Origin of the sequence: Flavobacterium bizetiae (assembly GCF_024271895.1) — a bacterium.
GTDB classification, from domain to species: Bacteria; Bacteroidota; Bacteroidia; order Flavobacteriales; family Flavobacteriaceae; genus Flavobacterium; species Flavobacterium bizetiae.
Genome location: NZ_CP091861.1, coordinates 484497 through 503126 on the forward strand (window position 1 = coordinate 484497; position 18630 = coordinate 503126).

16 protein-coding genes and 1 tRNA gene are annotated in these 18630 nt (G+C 32.2%); 10 read left to right on the forward strand and 7 right to left on the reverse strand.

Features of this window, described 5'->3' with window-relative positions; all coding sequences use genetic code 11:
* Nucleotides 1-32: 32 nt before the first annotated feature.
* Together L0669_RS02315 and L0669_RS02320 are read right to left on the reverse strand one after the other, a co-directional pair.
* A complete protein-coding gene (locus L0669_RS02315; protein WP_173972592.1) occupies nt 33-710 on the reverse strand; it encodes a Crp/Fnr family transcriptional regulator in 678 nt (225 codons plus the stop codon).
* Between the two features lie 107 nt (nt 711-817).
* Nucleotides 818-1960: an acyl-CoA dehydrogenase gene (locus tag L0669_RS02320; RefSeq protein WP_072960457.1), complete on the reverse strand. Its 1143-nt coding sequence runs from the start codon at nt 1958-1960 to the stop codon at nt 818-820.
* Nucleotides 1961-2446: 486 nt separating this feature from the next.
* On the opposite strand from L0669_RS02320, the gene L0669_RS02325 reads away from it, so the two are divergent.
* The 3 genes from L0669_RS02325 (at nt 2447) to L0669_RS02335 (ending at nt 5619) form a co-directional block, all read left to right on the forward strand.
* Nucleotides 2447-3022, forward strand: a complete 576-nt coding sequence (locus L0669_RS02325) for a chalcone isomerase family protein (protein ID WP_263761017.1) — start codon at nt 2447-2449, stop codon at nt 3020-3022.
* A 146-nt stretch (nt 3023-3168) separates the two neighbouring features.
* On the forward strand, nt 3169-4395 hold the full coding sequence (locus tag L0669_RS02330; protein WP_263761019.1) for a Glu/Leu/Phe/Val dehydrogenase dimerization domain-containing protein: 1227 nt from the start codon (nt 3169-3171) through the stop codon (nt 4393-4395).
* A 321-nt stretch (nt 4396-4716) separates the two neighbouring features.
* On the forward strand, nt 4717-5619 hold the full coding sequence (locus L0669_RS02335) for an energy transducer TonB (protein ID WP_263761021.1): 903 nt from the start codon (nt 4717-4719) through the stop codon (nt 5617-5619).
* Between the two features lie 481 nt (nt 5620-6100).
* On the opposite strand, the gene L0669_RS02340 is transcribed toward L0669_RS02335, so the two are convergent.
* Both L0669_RS02340 and L0669_RS02345 read right to left on the reverse strand, forming a co-directional pair.
* Nucleotides 6101-6496 (reverse strand): ExbD/TolR family protein, encoded by a 396-nt coding sequence (locus L0669_RS02340; protein ID WP_173972596.1) that lies wholly within the window; start codon nt 6494-6496, stop codon nt 6101-6103.
* 3 nt (nt 6497-6499) lie between these two features.
* On the reverse strand, nt 6500-7192 hold the full coding sequence (locus L0669_RS02345; protein ID WP_263761023.1) for a MotA/TolQ/ExbB proton channel family protein: 693 nt from the start codon (nt 7190-7192) through the stop codon (nt 6500-6502).
* Between the two features lie 131 nt (nt 7193-7323).
* Between L0669_RS02345 and L0669_RS02350 the strand changes: the two genes are divergently transcribed.
* Both L0669_RS02350 and L0669_RS02355 read left to right on the forward strand, forming a co-directional pair.
* Nucleotides 7324-8550 (forward strand): bifunctional folylpolyglutamate synthase/dihydrofolate synthase, encoded by a 1227-nt coding sequence (locus L0669_RS02350; RefSeq protein ID WP_263761025.1) that lies wholly within the window; start codon nt 7324-7326, stop codon nt 8548-8550.
* Between the two features lie 178 nt (nt 8551-8728).
* A tRNA-Val gene (locus L0669_RS02355) sits at nt 8729-8806 on the forward strand.
* A gap of 65 nt (nt 8807-8871) precedes the next feature.
* Here the strand turns inward: L0669_RS02355 and L0669_RS02360 are convergent.
* The 3 genes from L0669_RS02360 to L0669_RS02370 form a co-directional block, all read right to left on the reverse strand.
* On the reverse strand, nt 8872-9288 hold the full coding sequence (locus tag L0669_RS02360) for a hypothetical protein (RefSeq protein ID WP_263761027.1): 417 nt from the start codon (nt 9286-9288) through the stop codon (nt 8872-8874).
* A 167-nt stretch (nt 9289-9455) separates the two neighbouring features.
* Complete coding sequence (locus tag L0669_RS02365) at nt 9456-9974, reverse strand: hypothetical protein (RefSeq protein WP_263761029.1); 519 nt, start codon at nt 9972-9974, stop codon at nt 9456-9458.
* A gap of 131 nt (nt 9975-10105) precedes the next feature.
* Entirely contained in the window at nt 10106-10714 is a 609-nt protein-coding gene (locus tag L0669_RS02370) for a class I SAM-dependent methyltransferase (RefSeq protein ID WP_263761031.1), read from the reverse strand.
* 318 nt (nt 10715-11032) lie between these two features.
* Between L0669_RS02370 and L0669_RS02375 the strand changes: the two genes are divergently transcribed.
* The 5 genes from L0669_RS02375 to L0669_RS02395 all read left to right on the forward strand — a co-directional run bounded on the left by L0669_RS02375 (nt 11033) and on the right by L0669_RS02395 (nt 18614).
* A complete protein-coding gene (locus L0669_RS02375; RefSeq protein WP_263761033.1) occupies nt 11033-11902 on the forward strand; it encodes a DMT family transporter in 870 nt (289 codons plus the stop codon).
* A 255-nt stretch (nt 11903-12157) separates the two neighbouring features.
* A complete protein-coding gene (locus L0669_RS02380; RefSeq protein ID WP_263761035.1) occupies nt 12158-12880 on the forward strand; it encodes a hypothetical protein in 723 nt (240 codons plus the stop codon).
* Between the two features lie 11 nt (nt 12881-12891).
* A complete protein-coding gene (locus L0669_RS02385) occupies nt 12892-15648 on the forward strand; it encodes a TonB-dependent receptor (protein ID WP_263761037.1) in 2757 nt (918 codons plus the stop codon).
* Between the two features lie 6 nt (nt 15649-15654).
* Complete coding sequence (locus L0669_RS02390) at nt 15655-16890, forward strand: DUF4249 domain-containing protein (RefSeq protein ID WP_263761039.1); 1236 nt, start codon at nt 15655-15657, stop codon at nt 16888-16890.
* The gene (locus tag L0669_RS02395; RefSeq protein ID WP_263761041.1) at nt 16878-18614 is read left to right on the forward strand and encodes a hypothetical protein; all 1737 of its coding nucleotides are present in this window, start codon (nt 16878-16880) and stop codon (nt 18612-18614) included. Before L0669_RS02390 ends, L0669_RS02395 begins: the two co-directional genes overlap by 13 nt.
* The last annotated feature ends 16 nt before the right edge of the window (nt 18615-18630 follow it).

The window sequence follows — 18630 nt, forward strand, 5'->3', positions numbered from 1 at the left end:
ATGTCGGCTAATTTACACTTCGCTTGAAATAATTAAATTTTGGTAATATCCGAAATGATAATTTCTTTTCTATTGTAGTTTAGGAGATTATTTGTTTCCATTTCATTCAGCAATTGTGTTGCGGTTTGTCTTGAAGTACAAATGATTTGCGCAATATCATTTTGGGTTAAATAATTTTCCAGGGTTACTACATTTCCGTTTCGAACACCTTCTTGTTCTGCCCAGTCTTTTAGAAACTGATATAGTCTTGTTTTAGCATCTTTAGAAATTAAGTTGGCATAACTATTTTTGATGCGTTTCATTTTTAAACCTACAAACTTGGTGTACGAAAGTGCCAATGTTGGATTTCTAAGCAATAAATCTTCAAAATCCGACATCAAAAAACTACAAATGGCAACGTCGTCTGAAAGTACTTTTGCATATTCCTCTACTTTATCATCGGTCTCTAAAGTCAATTCGCCAAACAAATCTCCTTTCTGGATAATGTCTTTTATGGTTTCGTTGCCTTCATCATCAATAGCAACAATTTTGATATTTCCTTTTTTTAGTAAAAAAATACGAGGCACATCTGAAGATGAAAAATAGATAATTTCTCCTTTTGATGCTTTTTTAAAACCTGTTATAATGCACAATTGCTTGATTTGAGAATAACTCAAGGTTCTAAACAATTTATGATCGCGCAAATACCAATATTTTAAATCTTCGTACATAAAGTAAATTTTCTACTTGTAAATGTAGCAATTTTAAGATCCAAATAAAAAACCCTTTCAGATCCAAGAGACTGAAAGGGTTTAAAATATATATTTTGTAAGGAAATTTATCCTGCAATTACAGATCTTGAAATTACGATTTTCTGAATTTCAGAAGTTCCTTCGTAAATCTGAGTAATTTTCGCATCACGCATAAAACGCTCTACATGGTATTCTTTTACATAACCATTTCCACCGTGAATCTGAACGGCTTCAACCGCTGTATCCATTGCTACTTGCGAAGCAAACAATTTTGCCATTGCACCACTTACATCATAGTTTTTATGCTGGTCTTTATCCCAAGCTGCTTTCATACATAAATGACGTGCTGCTTCGATATTTACCGCCATATCTGCCAGTTTAAAAGCAATCGCCTGGTGGTTGCAAATTTCTGTTCCAAAAGCTTTACGCTCTTTAGAATATTTTAAAGCCAACTCATAAGCTCCGGAAGCAATTCCTAAAGCTTGAGATGCGATTCCGATACGTCCGCCTGCAAGAGTTTTCATTGCAAACTTAAATCCAAAACCGTCCTCACCTATTCTGTTTTCTTTAGGAACTTTTACATCACTAAACATTAAAGAGTGTGTATCAGAACCACGAATTCCCATTTTTTGTTCTTTTGGTCCAATAGAAAAGCCCGGCATATCTTTGGTCATGATCAAAGCATTGATTCCTTTGTGTTTTAATTCAGGATGCGTTTGAGCAATTACCAAATAAACTGATGCAGTGTTTCCGTTTGTGATCCAGTTTTTTGTTCCGTTTACGATGTAATGATCTCCCATGTCTACCGCAGTAGTTTTTTGCGAAGTGGCATCACTACCTGCTTCCGGCTCACTTAAGCAAAATGCTCCGTGAATTTCTCCAGAGGCTAATCCCGGTAAATATTTTTGTTTTTGTTCTTCGGTTCCAAATTCCTGTAAACCCCAACAAACTAAAGAGTTGTTTACAGACATTACTACAGAAGCTGATGCATCAACTTTTGAAATTTCTTCCATAGCAATAACATATGAAATGGCATCTAAACCGCTTCCTCCGTATTTAGGATCAACCATCATTCCCATGAATCCTAGTTGTCCCATTTTTTTTACTTGCTCAGTCGGAAAAATTTGTTTTTCGTCGCGTTCAATTACGCCCGGCAACAATTCGTTTTGAGCAAAATCTCTGGCAGCTTGTTGAATCATTAAATGTTCTTCGGTCAGATTGAAATCCATAGTTATACTTTTTTATTATTTCCCCTAAACCAAATTTTTAACATTTCGCTTAGCTGATGGTTATTTTTGTTTTTTGAATTGTTTTATTTCCTTTAAAAAAGGCTTTCAAAGATAATTTTTAAATGTGGAATTAACAATGCATGCATATAAAATTAATAGATTTGCAACAATTACGATATCGTTTTCGTAATAATAACGAAATTTAGCAATACTGACATTAAGTTTGCAATGTTTTCTGCAAATTTTAAGAATATAAATACAGTAGAAAATGAGGTAAAACTTATGGCGAGGTTTGATTTATAACCTGAAAAAGATTAAACAAATCATAAAACGCGTAAATGTACGTAAAACAAGTCTTACTAATTTGATTATTAATTAAATACAATAAAAAAATCGAGACACCTCAAGAAAAAAACTCACTAAAAAACGACGTTTAATTGATAAATTAACATTATTTTTGCCTAAAAATTATAAAATTGACAGAACATGAAAAAGATTTTACTATTCCTTACTCTCCTTTTAAGCGTACAATTTTCTACCGTTTCTGCCCAGACTCAATTAGATGTAAATGGGGTAACGGTTCCTAGAAAAATTGAATTTCAAAATAAATCTTTGCAACTTAACGGAGCTGGAGGAAGATCTAAAATGTGGCTCGAAGTTTATGTGCAAGCATTGTATTTATCTCAATTAAGTCAGGATCCTCAATTTATTATTGATAGTGATACTGAGATGGCAATTCGTATCGAAATTACCTCGTCTATGGTTTCTTCAAACAAATTAACCAAAGCAATGAATGCAGGTTTCGAAAAATCGGCTGGAAGTAATCTTGAAGAATTACGACCAAGAATTGAAGATTTTAAAAAATTGCTAAGCGATGTTATTAAAGAAAAAGATGTTTTTATTTTAGGTTATAATCCGCTGGACCAAACTATCAATGTTTATAAAAATGAAGTTTTAAAAGGAAAAATTCCCGGATTCGATTTCAAAAAAGCATTGTTTGGCATTTGGCTTTCGAATAAACCAGTAGACGAAACACTGAAAAAACATTTATTAGGAATATAATTTTTCTATTAATTTTTATAGAATACTAAAGCCGAAAACGCATTGTTTTCGGCTTTCTTTTTTTTGTTTGTTAAAATTGCAACAGAATACATTATTCGCATTATTCTATTTTATACTTTTACGCAAACTAAACATATCTCAACAAAATGAAAGATTTATTACAACAATTTGAAAATAAAGCACCTGAAATTGTTTTTAACTGGAAGGATTCTGAGACAGAAGCTGAAGGCTGGACTGTTATAAATTCGCTTCGCGGAGGAGCTGCGGGCGGAGGAACGAGAATGAGAAAAGGCTTAGATATGAATGAAGTTTTGTCATTGGCAAAAACAATGGAAGTGAAATTTTCAGTTTCCGGACCTGCAATTGGAGGCGCAAAATCAGGAATTAATTTTGACCCGAATGATCCTCGTAAAAAAGGTGTTTTGCAACGTTGGTACAAAGCAGTTTCGCCATTATTGAAAAGTTACTACGGAACTGGTGGAGATTTGAATGTGGATGAAATTCACGAAGTAATTCCAATGACAGAAGAATGTGGTGTATGGCATCCGCAAGAGGGCGTTTTTAACGGACATTTTAAACCAACGGAAGCGGATAAGATTAATAGAATTGGTCAATTACGTCAGGGTGTTATTAAGGTAATTGAAAATCCTAAGTTTTCGCCTGATGTAACCAGAAAATATACTGTTGCCGATATGATTACAGGTTATGGCGTTGCCGAAGCGGTTCGTCATTTTTATGCCACATACGGCGGAGACATAAAAGGCAAAAAAGCAATCGTACAAGGTTTTGGAAATGTAGGTTCTGCTGCTGCTTTTTATCTTGCAGAAATGGGCGCAAAAGTAATCGGGATTATCGATCGCGATGGCGGATTAATTAAAGAAGAAGGGTTTTCTTTTGATGAAATTAAAACTTTATTCCTTAATAAAGACGGAAATAAACTAGTTGCCGATAATATGATTCCGTTTGAAGAAATCAACTCAAAAATATGGACGATTGGTGCTGAAATTTTCACGCCTTGTGCGGCATCAAGATTGATACAACAAAGTCAGATTGATAGCTTAATTGCTAATGGACTGGAAGTGATTTCGTGTGGTGCGAATGTTCCTTTTGCTGACAAAGAAATTTTCTTTGGTTCTATTATGGAAGAAGTGGATCATAAAGTTAGTTTGATTCCGGATTTTATTTCGAACTGTGGAATGGCAAGGGTTTTTGCTTATTTTATGGAGAAAAAAGTTCAAATGACGGATGAGGCGATTTTTAATGATACCTCTGAAATTATAAAAAATGCGATTGTAAAAGCTCACGCTTTAAATCCATCCAAAACAAATATTAGTGCAACTGCTTTTGAAATTGCATTGAAACAATTAGTATAATTTTAGTTTATACTTTTATTCTAAGCGGGCTAAATTTTAGCTCGCTTTTTTTATTTAAAACTTAACCGAAAAGTTCGCAAGGGTTTACGCAAAATTCACAAAGCTGTTTTTTTTTAATCGCGCAAAGTCGCAGAGCCGCAAAGAAAAACTTAAAAAAGAAAAAACTTTGCGTCTTTGCGACTTTGCGAGAAATAAATTAGCGTTCCTTGCGTAAACCCTTGCGAACTTTGCGGTTAAATTAAGCCCAGCCCTTTCATTCTAAACAATTTTTACTACTTTTAAACGTTTTTATTAAATACTATTACATAACTCAGAATCAAAATGACTTTTACGGATTCTTCAGATAAAAAGAAATCTCTATTAATATCTACAGCTATATATGCTGTTTTGTTGTTGCTTTTATTTTTCATTCGTTTTTGGCCTCCTTATAATCCTGAAAATAATGCTGCACTTGCTTCAGGTGGCGGCGGTGGCGGCGTGACAGTCAATTTTGGAGATAGTGATTTGGGCTCAGGCGCAAATTATAAGAGTGAAGTTTTGGAGGTGAAAAATAATGTAAAACAAGCTCCTGCAAAATCTACTCCTGAAGAAGAAGCTATAATTAGTCAAGAAAATACAACAGCCGATAATGACGTTGTTATCCCAACGAAAGAAAAGCCTAAGAAACCTGTTCCTGTTGAAAAACCTGCACCAAAACCTGTTCCGGAAAAACCTAAAGTTTCTAATTCTACAAATGATGCTTTAGCAAGTATAATGAAAGGATCGAATAAAGGTGGAGACGGCGATGATAAAGCAGCGGGAAATAAAGGAAAAGCAGGCGGAAGTTTAAGCTCAAACGGTTATTATGGTACTGGAGGTTCCGGTGGCGGAACTGGTGGTGGAAACGGTACCGGAAATGGAATTGGTACGGGAAGCGGTTACGGAGCCGGAAGCGGCGGAGGTTCTGGCGGCGGATCTGGATATTCTTTAGGAACGAGAAAAGCCTTATCGAAACCTGCACCAAAATATACTTGTAATGAAGCCGGAAGAGTAGTTGTTGAAATCACAGTAGATCAAAGCGGTAAAACAATTAGCGCGACTCCCGGAATAAAAGGAACCACTAATACGGCAAGATGTTTATTGGATCAGGCAAAAATTGCTGCAATGAATACCAAATGGGAAGCTGATGATGATGCTGCGGCGAAACAAGTTGGTAAGATTATTTATAATTTTAGTTTAGATTAAAAAACACGGATTTCACGGATTTACACTAATTATTGGATTTCATATATATAAAAAGGCTTTCTGAAATATTTTAGAAAGCCTTTTTTATTGACCGATTTGTTACTTCGACGCGAGGAGAAATCTTCGTAAAGCAACCACGATTTTGTCATCCTGACGGAGGAAGGATCACACTAGCAGCTCGACAAAGATGTTCGACAAAGATTGTGGAATTACTTTGCGGAGTTTCGTGTGTGATCCTTCCTCCGTCAGGATGACAAGATTGTGTGCTTAATTCTAGTGCGATTGCTTCGTTCCTCGCAATGACATAATCAATGGCTACTTTTTCTATGCTCTTTCCTCTATTCTCTCTCTTCTTCCGCGTGAGGGATAGGAGCTGGCTACCGAAGTAGCGCGGATAGCCCGACCGCAATAAAAAAATGGGCGAATCAACGTTATGCTGATTGGCCCATTTTTTTATTGTGGTCACGCCCAAATTATCTTTTTACTTGGGGCTGGTAGCAATTACAAATTTTAAATTGTTCTTTACTCCTATTTGCAATACATCGACTAAATCCTGTACCTGCAGATTAAACGGAATTCTAACTACAACGGTTTGCTCTTTGTCTGCTCCTATTTTTGACATTAGACTGGTTTCGAGGTTTTCGAAATCTACGGGTTCTTTGTCGATGAAGAACTTTTTATCTTCGGTAACGGACAAACTGATGAGTTGTTTGTTTGTTTTTTCATTTGATTTCGCTTTTGGCAAAGTCATCTTGATAACATTAGGGTTTGCAAGTGTTGAGATAATAAGGAAAAACAACAACAGGAAAAACATAATATCACTTAATGATGAAGTAGCCACTTCGGCATGAAATCTTCTTTTTCTCTTAATAGACATACCTTATGCTCTTTGAATTATATTGACAAATTCTAATATTTGTTTTTGGATTTTTAATGCAAAATCATCAATTTTTCCGTTCAATAAGTGGTAAGCGCTATAGGCAATAATACCTACGATTAGTCCTGAACCTGAACTGATCATTTTTTCGTATAATCCTCCGGAAATGTTTCCGATACTGATGTTTTCTGTAACTGAGATGCTGTAGAAGATCTTGATAACTCCGGAAATGGTTCCGATAAATCCTAAGGTTGGTGCGATACCGGCTATAAGTCCTAAATGTCCTAAGCGTCTTTCCATTTCACCAATTTCGATATCTGCAGCACGGTCCATGTTTGATTCAATTTCGGCAATTGGTCTTCCGATTACGAGAACTCCTTCTTTCAGGATATTTCCGGCAGCGGTATTGCTTCTTTCTACAATTGTTCTGGCCAACTCGATATTACCGGCATTTAGCTTGTCTCCTACATCCTGCATTAATCTTGGGTCAATTTTAGAGGCTTTGCTGATATATAGATAACGTTCTATAATAACGTAAAATGTATAGAATAATAATAAGGCGATCGGGATTAGGAAAAAACCTCCTTTTAAGATAAATCCTAAAACTGAGATCTCTGTATTTGGTGCAATTTTTTCGATAACTACGTTAGATGCGTTTGCAATGGTATCTGTTTGTAATTGAATAAAACTAAACATATAATAATTCTGGTTTTTAATAATTAATTCTAAAAAATATTTGAAATTTGCAATAAAGATAATTTTCGCTGTAATATAAAACTAAAAAAAACGAAAATTATTTCAATCGACAACTATTTTATCCAAAATACATGAACTATCAGGAAACTACCAATTGGATGTTTAATCAACTCCCGATGTATCAACTTCAAGGCCCCTCGGCATACAAGGAAGATTTAACTAATATTAAACTATTGGCAACGCATCTTGATAACCCGCAAAACAGGTTAAAATGCATTCATGTTGCGGGAACAAATGGCAAAGGTTCTACTTCGCATATGCTGGCTTCGGTTTTGCAGGAAGCGGGATATAAAGTGGGTTTGTATACTTCTCCGCACTTAAAGGATTTCAGGGAAAGAATTAAAATAAATGGCGAAGAAATCTCAGAGGATTTTGTTTGTGAATTTGTGGCAAAACATAAGGATTTCTTTGAAGCGAATGATATGAGTTTTTTCGAAATGTCTGTAGGTTTGGCTTTTGATTATTTTGCTTTCGAAAAAACAGATATTGCTATTATTGAGGTTGGTCTTGGCGGAAGATTGGATGCTACTAATATTATTACGCCTTTGGTTTCTGTTATCACGAACATCGATTTAGATCATACTCAGTTTTTAGGGAATACTCCGGCACTAATTGCGGGTGAAAAAGCGGGAATTATTAAACCAAATGTTCCGGTTGTTATTGGTGAATATACCAATGAAACTCAGCCTGTATTTTTGGCTAAAGCCGAAGAAAATAAAGCGCCTATTTATTTTGCTGCTGATTTAGTGACAGAAGTTTTTCCGTCGGACTTAATTGGGGATTATCAATTTCATAATAAGAAAACGGTTCAGCAAACGATTGCTGTTTTGAATTCTCAAAATGAGTTTACCGTTTCGGATGAAAATTTAAAATCTGGTTTATTGAAAGTGGTAAAAAATACGGGATTGCAAGGAAGATGGCAACAATTGGGCGAAAACCCGAAAATCATTTGCGATACGGCACACAACAAACACGGATTGGCGGTTGTGATGAATCAGATTCAAAAAGAAATTTTTGATAATCTACATATTGTTCTGGGGGTTGTAAATGATAAAGACCTAGATTCTATTTTGCCTCTTTTTCCTAAAAATGCACAATATTATTTTTGCAGACCTGATTCGTCTAGAGGTTTAGCTACTGAAATTTTGAAAGTAGCGGCTAAAAAGTATAACTTATTAGGAGAAAAATACGATTCGGTAGCGGAAGCTTTTGCTGCCGCGAAGCAAAATGCGACGGAAAACGATTTTATTTATGTTGGCGGAAGTACTTTTGTCGTTGCGGAATTGCCCTTAAGCTAACTGATCTGGGAATTATTGTAAAAAGGCTAAAAAATCTTGCTTTATAATAAATTCAATTACAACTAGATAGAAAAAACTTTAAAAAAACTTTAAATTTTTAGCGCGTTTTCTTTGCAGAACTGAAAAAGTGGCTTATATTTGCACTCGCAATCACAAACGATAGCAACCTAGTAAAATAGGGCGATTAGCTCAGCTGGTTCAGAGCACCTCGTTTACACCGAGGGGGTCGGGGGTTCGAACCCCTCATCGCCCACCAAGAAACTCCTTAAGAAATTAAGGAGTTTTTTTATGCTTTATATTTTGAATCATGTCCGATTTGAGTTATTTCTTCTCTTTCGCCTGAATAACTTCTCTTTTTATAGAATCAGTTGGCTTTAACGTATCTTTTTCTTTATTGATGATTTCACTATCGCTAATAGTATCATTATCGATTACTGCAGGCTCCCCTTCTATCGCTGCTTTTCCCATACAACTCGTTAAAGTAAAAAGAAGACTTACTGAAAATAGAGCAAGATTTTTAATTGGTTTGATCTTAATTCTACTAATTCTATTTCTTAAATTATGATATTTAATATTCTCCTTCGTTTGAACCTGATCAAATTTAAAATGCCCGCAAACATCTTCTTTACCTGAATTTTCAATCAAATAATTTTTAATTTCAGGAATCTCCATTTTAGTAAAATCAACTACTGTTTTACTACAAGAATTACAAAATCTACCATCTGTATTTGGTATCATTGAATTCCAATTTTGACTGCAGGGCTTCGGTACATTAATTTGATTTTCCATTTAATTTAAAAATTAGTAATTGTTGTTTTTAAGGTTTGCTAACTTCTTCACGCAAGACAAATATAATGCCGCAATAAATGAACTTTTAAAATTGAGAAAAAAAATGAACCTTTGAACTATAAACCTTGAATACTACTTATAGTAATTCCAACAAAGCAATCATCCATACAGTTTTTCTCGACGTATCCGCATTGTGATATCAAGCCATCATTTTTTGATTCGAAATAATTTGTTGTGTTTTTTCGCTTAATTAACCAATCACTTTTCGCTTTCGCATAGATTTCGTCTAATGTTAAAGCAGCAGCACCATTTTGATGGGTATTTATTTCGCTTTCATTTTCTGTCCATTCTAGTTGCTCTGCAGGAATATTAACCGGATTGCCAATGTATTTGAAACTTCTGTTTGTTACTTTTCCACTTGAGACGGTTATCGTAGTTTGCCATCCGTACGAAGAAAGCAAAGAACCTCCCGGAACAACATATTTATAGGAGTTTTTCGAAGATTCTTTAAATTGTAACCATGCAGTTTGACTACTTTGAAAATCGTTTTTATAGCTCAAATCATCATCAGAAGAACAAGAAATTAATAAACTACTAATGAATAATAATGTGATGTAATAAATTTTGTTTTTCATAATTTATGTGTTTAATATTATATTCTTATTTTTTATTATTCTAAAGCTATATTTCAATTCCTCTTTCTTTGCTTTTCTAAATTATAACACTTCACATTTTATATAGTTTTCCGCAATATAAACACATTTTCCTAAAGCGATACCTTTTTACATTTAATCATAAAGAAAGGAAAATTTTCGTCAAGTTCTGTAATTTCAAACAATCCAAATTGATCAAATTCTGCATGAATTGCTTCTTTGTCATAAAAATACATTTGTACACCATCGAATATTTCATAACGATCTTTACTTATAAATTTGCCTTTGCCGTAAGTATGCGCTTCTTTCGTAATAGCTGTAAAAACCATATACCCGTTTTCTGATAATTGGTTGTAACAATCTCTAATTAGTTTTTCTCTGTCTTTACTATCTAATAAATGTATCAGCGCGTAGCAAAATATTCCATCATATTTATGGTTATCAAATGGCATATCAGTTACAGAACCGTGATAAATTTTGAGATCTGTACCATAATGTTTTGCTGCCAGATCAATGGCCGTTTGCGATATTTCGATTCCTGTTACTGTTATTCCGTTATCTCTAAAAACCTGAGCATTTCTTCCGTAACCTATTCCCGGAATTAGAATATTTTTGATCGCCTTTTCGACAAAAAAATCCTTTACTACTATTGCCGATTTTGATGGCTCAAGTCCCCACATTTCCTGTTTATCTATAAAATTATCTTCCCAAAATTCTGCCATACCCTATTGTATTTATTTGTTTTCTTAATTTTCAGCACTCTCGCCAAAATTAATCTTTTTTAAATTATCGCAACAAAATTGCATTAACAATTAAAACTACTCATAAAAACGCCTCTACATTTAAACAGTTTCATAAATTTTTATACATTTGAAAAAACAAAAACAATGAATAGAAAAGGTTGTCTTCCTCCGCCAAGAGTTTAATTTCTTTCTAAAATGAGATGAAGTTATAAGTTGATAATACATCAACTGTTTCAGCGTACTTCATATTTAACTAGTAATTAATTAAATCTTGTTCGGTTTCGAGCATCCCTTTTCATGAAAAATTCATATCTAAAGTTACACATAGCTGTAATACTTTCGGGCTTTACCGGTATTTTTGGCAAACTCATTTCCCTTAACGAAGGACTTTTAGTTTGGTACAGAACCTTCTTTTCTGCCATTATTTTATTTTTCCTTATGAAGTTAACCAGAACGTTGGTACAAATCAATATTCGGGAAAAATTAAATATTGCCAAAATCGGTTTTTTTATAGCTATACATTGGGCATTTTTTTATGCCAGTATAAAATATTCCAGCATTTCTATTGGCGTGGTTTGCTATTGCCTGACTAGTTTTTTTACGGCAATTTTCGAACCCTTGATCAATAAAAACAAACTTGTTTTTTCACAATTCGTTTTTAGTGTCATCACATTATTTGGCATTAGCCTGATTTTCCATTTTGATAGTTCTTATCATACCGGAATTTTATTAGGCTGCGTTTCATCTGCATTTGCCGCTTTGTATACCATCTATAACGAACGACTGGTAAAAACGTACGACAGTAAAATCATTAATTATTATCAAATGATTGGCGGAACTATTTGTTTGGGAATTTTAATGCCTTTTTATTTAATCTTTTTTCCTGTTTCAAGTTTAATTCCTAACGGAAGCGATTTTTTTTATCTGATCTTGCTATCATTATTTTGTACTGTAGGCTTGTATGTTTTATTTGCCGAGGCACTGAAGAAAATACCCGCTTTTACAACCAATCTTACCTTTAACTTAGAACCTATTTATGCTATTATTTTAGCATTTGTATTTTTTAATGAAGGCAAAGAAATGAGCAAATCATTTTACCTGGGATTATTTTTCGTAATGACTTCTGTTATTCTTCAAACAATAATTTCTTTAAGAAGAAAGAAATAAAAAAATAAAAAAACCTCCAGAGTTTATTGACTTTGGAGGGTTTTTAAATTTTGAAATATTTTTATTTTTTTGATTAACTGAATAGCCTCTATTACATTCTTATTTTCCACTTTTGTTAAAATTGTAAACATTACACGTCTACTTTTTAACTTTATATAACAAATTTTAAAATATTTATAGGTATTTTCTAATATTTTTTAATATTTTTGAAAACCAAAAACGAAACCAAAACCAAAACCTTAAATTTTTAATCTTTTGAAAAAACTTCAAAAAGAACTTCTTTTTATAATTCTACTTGGATTATTTCTAAACACACCAAAAATTTTCAGCCAAAATAACAATGAAGTTTTAACTTACAATTGGTTTGACAAAAATCTTGGTATAGAATCTCTGAATTTCAATAATGGGAGCGGACATTTAAATTTTGACAGAACAATAAATGATCATCATCGTTATTATAATACCAACGAATTCAAGAATGGCAATATCACGTATGAAGGTCAAAACTACTATAATATAGACCTACAGTACGATATATTCAATGACCAGCTAATCGTTAGACCTTACACTGAATCATATTATATACAGATCAATCTTATTAAAGAAAAAGTTGATTCTTTTAAAATTGGCAATGAGAAATTCGTCAATTTAAAGGATATACCTGCTTCCTTTAAATCTGGTTATTATGAAGAAGTAATAGTTGGAAATAGTAATATTGCCTTATACATAAAACATTCTAAAGCTCAAGAAAAAGTCATAAAAGACTATTCAGTTTTCGTTGATTACAAACCTCATTTTGACTATTTACTATTAAAAGATAATAAACTCACCTTGATTAATAATAAAACAGAAATTGTTAAATTATATCCGGATCAAAAAAGAAAAATAAATGATTTCTTTCTTATGAACAAGGATTTAAAAAAGACCAATCAGGTGTTATTTATGAAAAATCTAATAAAATACATTAACAATTTCTAGAAAATAATTAAATGAGAATTTTTACTATTATTTTACTTTTTTTGGGTTTAAATCAGTTAATGTATTCACAAGATTCGAAGCCAACAATTAGCATTACTTACAGCAACATTAATCAAATCGAAGTTTTAAAAAAAATTGAAGCTTCGACAAATTACAAATTTTACTTTCAAGAAGAGTGGTTTGATAAGACTGTTTTAATTTCTGGCAGCTTCCAGAATAAAACATTAGACGAAGTATTGTCTAAAATATTCAAAGACACTGATCTTAATTTTTTTGTAGATAAAAATAAAATCATCTTCACTAAAAACAGTGTTATATACAATAAATATCCTGTAAAAGGCACTACTGATCCCAGAAATATACAAACTCCTGTATTCTTTCAGCAATATGATTCAATTAATAAAAATGCATCAAATGTAAAAGATAATCAGATTGCATTAATTGGTAAAGAGCAAGTAGAAGAAACTGAAGTAGAGTTTTATACTTTATCTGGTAATATAACAGACATGAAGGATAATAAACCTCTTGCTGATGTAAACGTAAAAGTAAAAAACACAAAAATCAGTGCAACAACTGATGCTTCAGGATTTTATAGTTTAAAACTTCCTACCGGTATCAATACTATCGAAGTTGAATCTTTAATTTATAAAAACACTTCGAGAAAAATAATGATTTACAGTAATGGAACTTTAGATTTTTCTATTATTGAAAAGATAAACCATCTGGATGAAGTTGTAGTAAAAGGTAAAAACAGCCAAAATATCAGAACAGCAATTACCGGAGTTACAACACTTGAAGCAGAAGGTTTAAAAAATATTCCGGTTGTTCTTGGCGAACGTGACATCTTGAAAGTCGCTCTAACAATTCCAGGAATAAAAACAGCTGGAGAAGGTTCATCAGGATTTAGTGTTCGTGGAGGAAAAGAAGATCAAAACTTAGTTCTGTTAGACAATGCAACTCTTTATAACCCTACTCACTTATTTGGATTCTTTTCATCCATTAATCCTTATACTATAAACAAAGTAGATATTTACAAAGGAGGGATTCCAACTGAATTTGGAGGAAGACTATCTTCTGTATTTGACATCACTTCTAAAAATGGAAATGTAGACAAAATTACTGGAGAAGGTGGAATTGGACCTGTAACGAGTAATTTAACAGCTTCAATTCCTGTTGTAAAAGGAAAAGCAAGTTTATTGGTAGGAGGAAGAGCAACTTATTCTGACTGGATTCTAAAATCATTAGACGACGAAAATCTTAAAAATAGTAAAGCTTCTTTTTATGATTTATTTGCAAAATACAATCATAAAATAAATCAAAACAATTCAGTTGAAGGAACTGTCTATTATAGTAAAGATGCTTATAATATCACACCTGATTCTTTGTATAAATACAGTAACAGACTTATTTCTTTGAAATGGAAGCATAATTTCAGCGAAAAAACAAACAGCGAATTAAATGTAACTAATAGTGAATATAAGTTTAATATTAATTACGATTCCGCTAATCCTGAATCTTTTATCTTTAAATATAAGATAGACGAAACTCAGGCCAGTGTAAAATTTAATACTTCGTTCAACGCAAAACATAAATTTACTTACGGAATTCAAACTAAACTTTACAAGGTTAATCCTGGAGAGATGACACCAAACGGATCGTCTTCTTTGATAATTCCAGTAAAAGTTGACAACGAAAAGGGATTAGAATCTGCGGTTTATTTCTCAGATAAATTTCAAATTACAGACAAATTATTACTTGATATTGGTGCAAGATATTCATTGTATGCCGCTTTAGGAGAATCAACTCAAAAAATATATCAGGAAAATGTGCCTTTAACTCCATCAACAGTTATTGAAGAAAGAAATTATGGCAATAATGAAGTCATAAATACTTCAGGAGGTTTCGAACCCAGAATTGGATTACGTTATATCATTGATCCGTCATTTTTTATTAAAGCTGGTTTCGATAAAAACTTTCAATATATCCACTTATTATCAAACAACTCTACTCAAGCTCCAACAGATACCTGGAAATTATCTGACTTAAACGTAAAACCAGAAAGTGGATTACAATACTCATTAGGTCTGTTTAAAAAGTTAGACGATCAGGATATTGAATTAAGTTTAGAAGGATATTATAAAACATCTAAAAACATACTTGATTATAAAGTTGGTGCAAATATTATATTAAACCAGGATTTAGAAACCGAATTACTTCAAGGAGACGGAAAAGCGTACGGAGTAGAATTTTTATTAAAGAAACCAAACGGTAAACTTAATGGATGGATTGGCTACACTTATGCAAGGACTTTTATAAAATTAGACAGTAAGTTTTATGACGAAAAAGTAAATAATGGAGATTTTTTTCCTGCAAATTTTGACAAACCCCACGATCTTAGCATTGTGATGAATTATAAATTTACCCATAGATATAGTTTTTCAACTAATTTTGTATATCAAACCGGAAGACCAGTAACTTACCCTATTGGTAAATATAATTTTAATGGGGCAGAATATACATTATATAGTGACCGAAACAAATACAGAATACCGGATTACTATAGACTAGACATTGGATTAAACATTGAAGGAAATCATAAAATAAAAAAATTAGCACATAGTTTTTGGAATATTTCAATTTATAATGTGTTAGGACGAAACAATCCATACTCTGTCTTTTTTGTAACAGAAGAAGGAAAAATTAAAGCCTACAAAACGTCAATTTTTGCAGTTCCAATACCAACTATTACTTATAATTTTAAATTTTAAAGAGTTATGAAAAAAATCTTATACTATAGATTTCTTATAACGATATTGCTGGCATCAGTTTTTGGATGCACAACTCCGTACAACTATCAGGCTAATGGTTTTGAGGATGTTATAGTTATTGCAGCAACCATCACGAATGAATATAAATTTCAGGAAATAAAAATATCACGAACATATACTCTGGAAGAAAGTGCTCCTAAATTTGAAACTGAAGCTGTTGTATATGTAACCGACGACGCAAACAATAGATATGAATTTGAAGAAGGTGACAGCTCATATGTTTCTGCAATACAATTTCAGGCAAGTCCGGAAAGACAATATCAATTGCATGTACTAACCAAAAATGGAAAATCATACGTTTCTTCTATTGAAAAATTAACTACGCAAACACCACTTGAAAGTATTGAGGCTAAAGCAGTAACCAGAAATAACGTTTTGGGTGTAGAAATAACTGCCAATAGCAGCGATCCAACAAATACATCTAAATATTACAGATACGAATACGAAGAAACATCTCAAATTATTGCTCCAAGATGGTTTCCACAGAAAGCTGTTGCCAACATGTTTCCTGCAGGATCTAAACCTAAAGGTGAAATTATTTTTGCAGACAGAACCACAGAAGCCAGAGTTTGTTTCTCAAGTCAAAAATCAAACACTATACTTTTAACAAGTACGAATAATTTATCTTCAGACAAGGTGGTAAATTTCCCTGTAAGATTTATTAGCAGTACAGATAATTATATTAGAAACAGATACAGTATTCTTGTAAAACAGTATGTACAAAGCCTTGCTTCATATACGTACTACGAAACATTAAAAAGTATATCAAGTTCCGGAAGCTTACTCTCACAAACACAACCTGGATTTTTCTCCGGAAACATTAAATCTGTTGATAATCCGCGAGAAAAGGTGATTGGCTTTTTTGATGTAAGTTCATATTCAGAAAAAAGATTATTTTTTAATTTCATTGATATTTTTCCAAAAGAAAAAATTCCGGAATATCAGTATCACTGTCCTGATGAAAATCAAATTATTAAAGAGGCACCTCTCCTGTACTTTTATAATTATTGCTTTATTGACGACCCTCTTCTTTGTCAAGGAAATGAAATTCTTGATCTCATTAGTACAAACAGCAAAGTCTACTACCCGAGTAAACCAACAGTCTACATATTGTATCCTGTTGCATGCGGAGATTGCACAGCTTTTTCATCAAATATAAAACCATCATTTTGGATAGATTAAAACATATATTAGTCGTAATATTATTATTGAGTTGTAAGCAAATCATCTTTGCTCAAAATAATAATTCTTCAATTGAACTGAATGAAGTTGATACAAATATTAACGAAAGTGTTTATATAAGTACCAATAGTAACTCATTTTTAACTGGAGAAACCTTATTATATAACATATCGTGCCTAACTAAAACAACAAATTTACCAAGTAAATATAGCAAGGTTGCTTATTTTAAGCTTATCGACAGCAACAAAAAAATAATTACAACACAGAAAATATTTCTTAAAAACGGAATTGGAAATGGTGATTTTTTTATCCCTACCACTTTAGAAACTGGTACATATAAAATAATAGGATATACTAACTGGATCCTTAATAAAAATATTGATAATTATTTTATCACTGATATTTATATCCTGAATCCTTATAAAGAAAATAATGTAGTAACGACAAGTCAAAGTGAAATATCAATTTCAGAACCAACAATTGACAGCAATATTTCATTTCATTTTAATAGTAAAGTATTAGCGAATCGCCAGAAAGCTGAATTAAGCATTAAAACGGCTAATGACGATTTCTTAAAAGGAAACTATACAATATCTGTCAGAAAATCGGATGGTTTTTCGGTTCAGAATAAAGTGTTATTTAACGATTATAAACTAATCAATCAAAACAAAATCTCGAACAATACTATTAATTCTTCTGATTTTCTTCTTCCGGAATTGAGAGGAGAAATTATTAAGGGAAGAATAAAATCTAATTTTGGAGAAATAAACAACAGGAAAGTGGCTTTATCGATTGTTGGAAAAAATTATGATCTAAAAATAGCCAAAACAGATGAGCAAGGGCGATTTACTTTTAATTTAGAAAAAGCAAATACAAACCCCAATATTGTAATTCAGGTACTTGGAGAAAATAAAGGAAATTATACTATAGAAATTAACGAGCCTAAAGAAACGGACTTTTCTTCATTAGTATTTCCTGCTCTTCAATTAAATTCAGAATCAAATAAAAACATCACTGAAAGATTAATTTCTAGTCAAATAGAAAATGCATATTATAACACAAAAAAGGATAGTATAATTACTACTGATAAATTTGTTCCATTTTTTGGTACTTCAACTATACAGTATAAATTTGATGATTTCACCAGATTTCCAACAATGGAAGAAACCATTACCGAAATTATAACTGGTGTAGTTTTTAGAAAAGAGAAAGATAATTATAGTTTACTGATTAATGATTATGATAAAAATTTCAATTCAACATTACCTCCTTTAGTTGTTGTTGATGGATTGATACTTGAAAATTTGAATGATTTTTTCAAATACAATCCTAGAAATCTTTATAGTGTAAATGTTGTAAAAGGTCTTTACTACTATGAAGCAAAGTCATTTAACGGATTACTTTTTTTTACAACAAAGAACGGAGATTATGAAACAAACCTTAACGGAAGTTATATAATAAAGCCCCAACTTTTACGACCAGTAGCTAACAAAAGATATTTTCAGCCTGATTATACTCAAGATAAAAATACAAGAATTCCTGACTACAGACATCAACTTTTATGGTTGCCAAATGCTGATTTAAGTACAATTAACTCAAATGTTCAATTTTACACATCAGATGTTTCAGGTAAATTTGAAGTAACTTTAGAAGGATTTTCAGCAACAGGAAAGCCAGTTTATGTAAAAGAAATTATTGATGTAAAAAGTACAGATTCGAACTAAACAACAGTGAGATTAA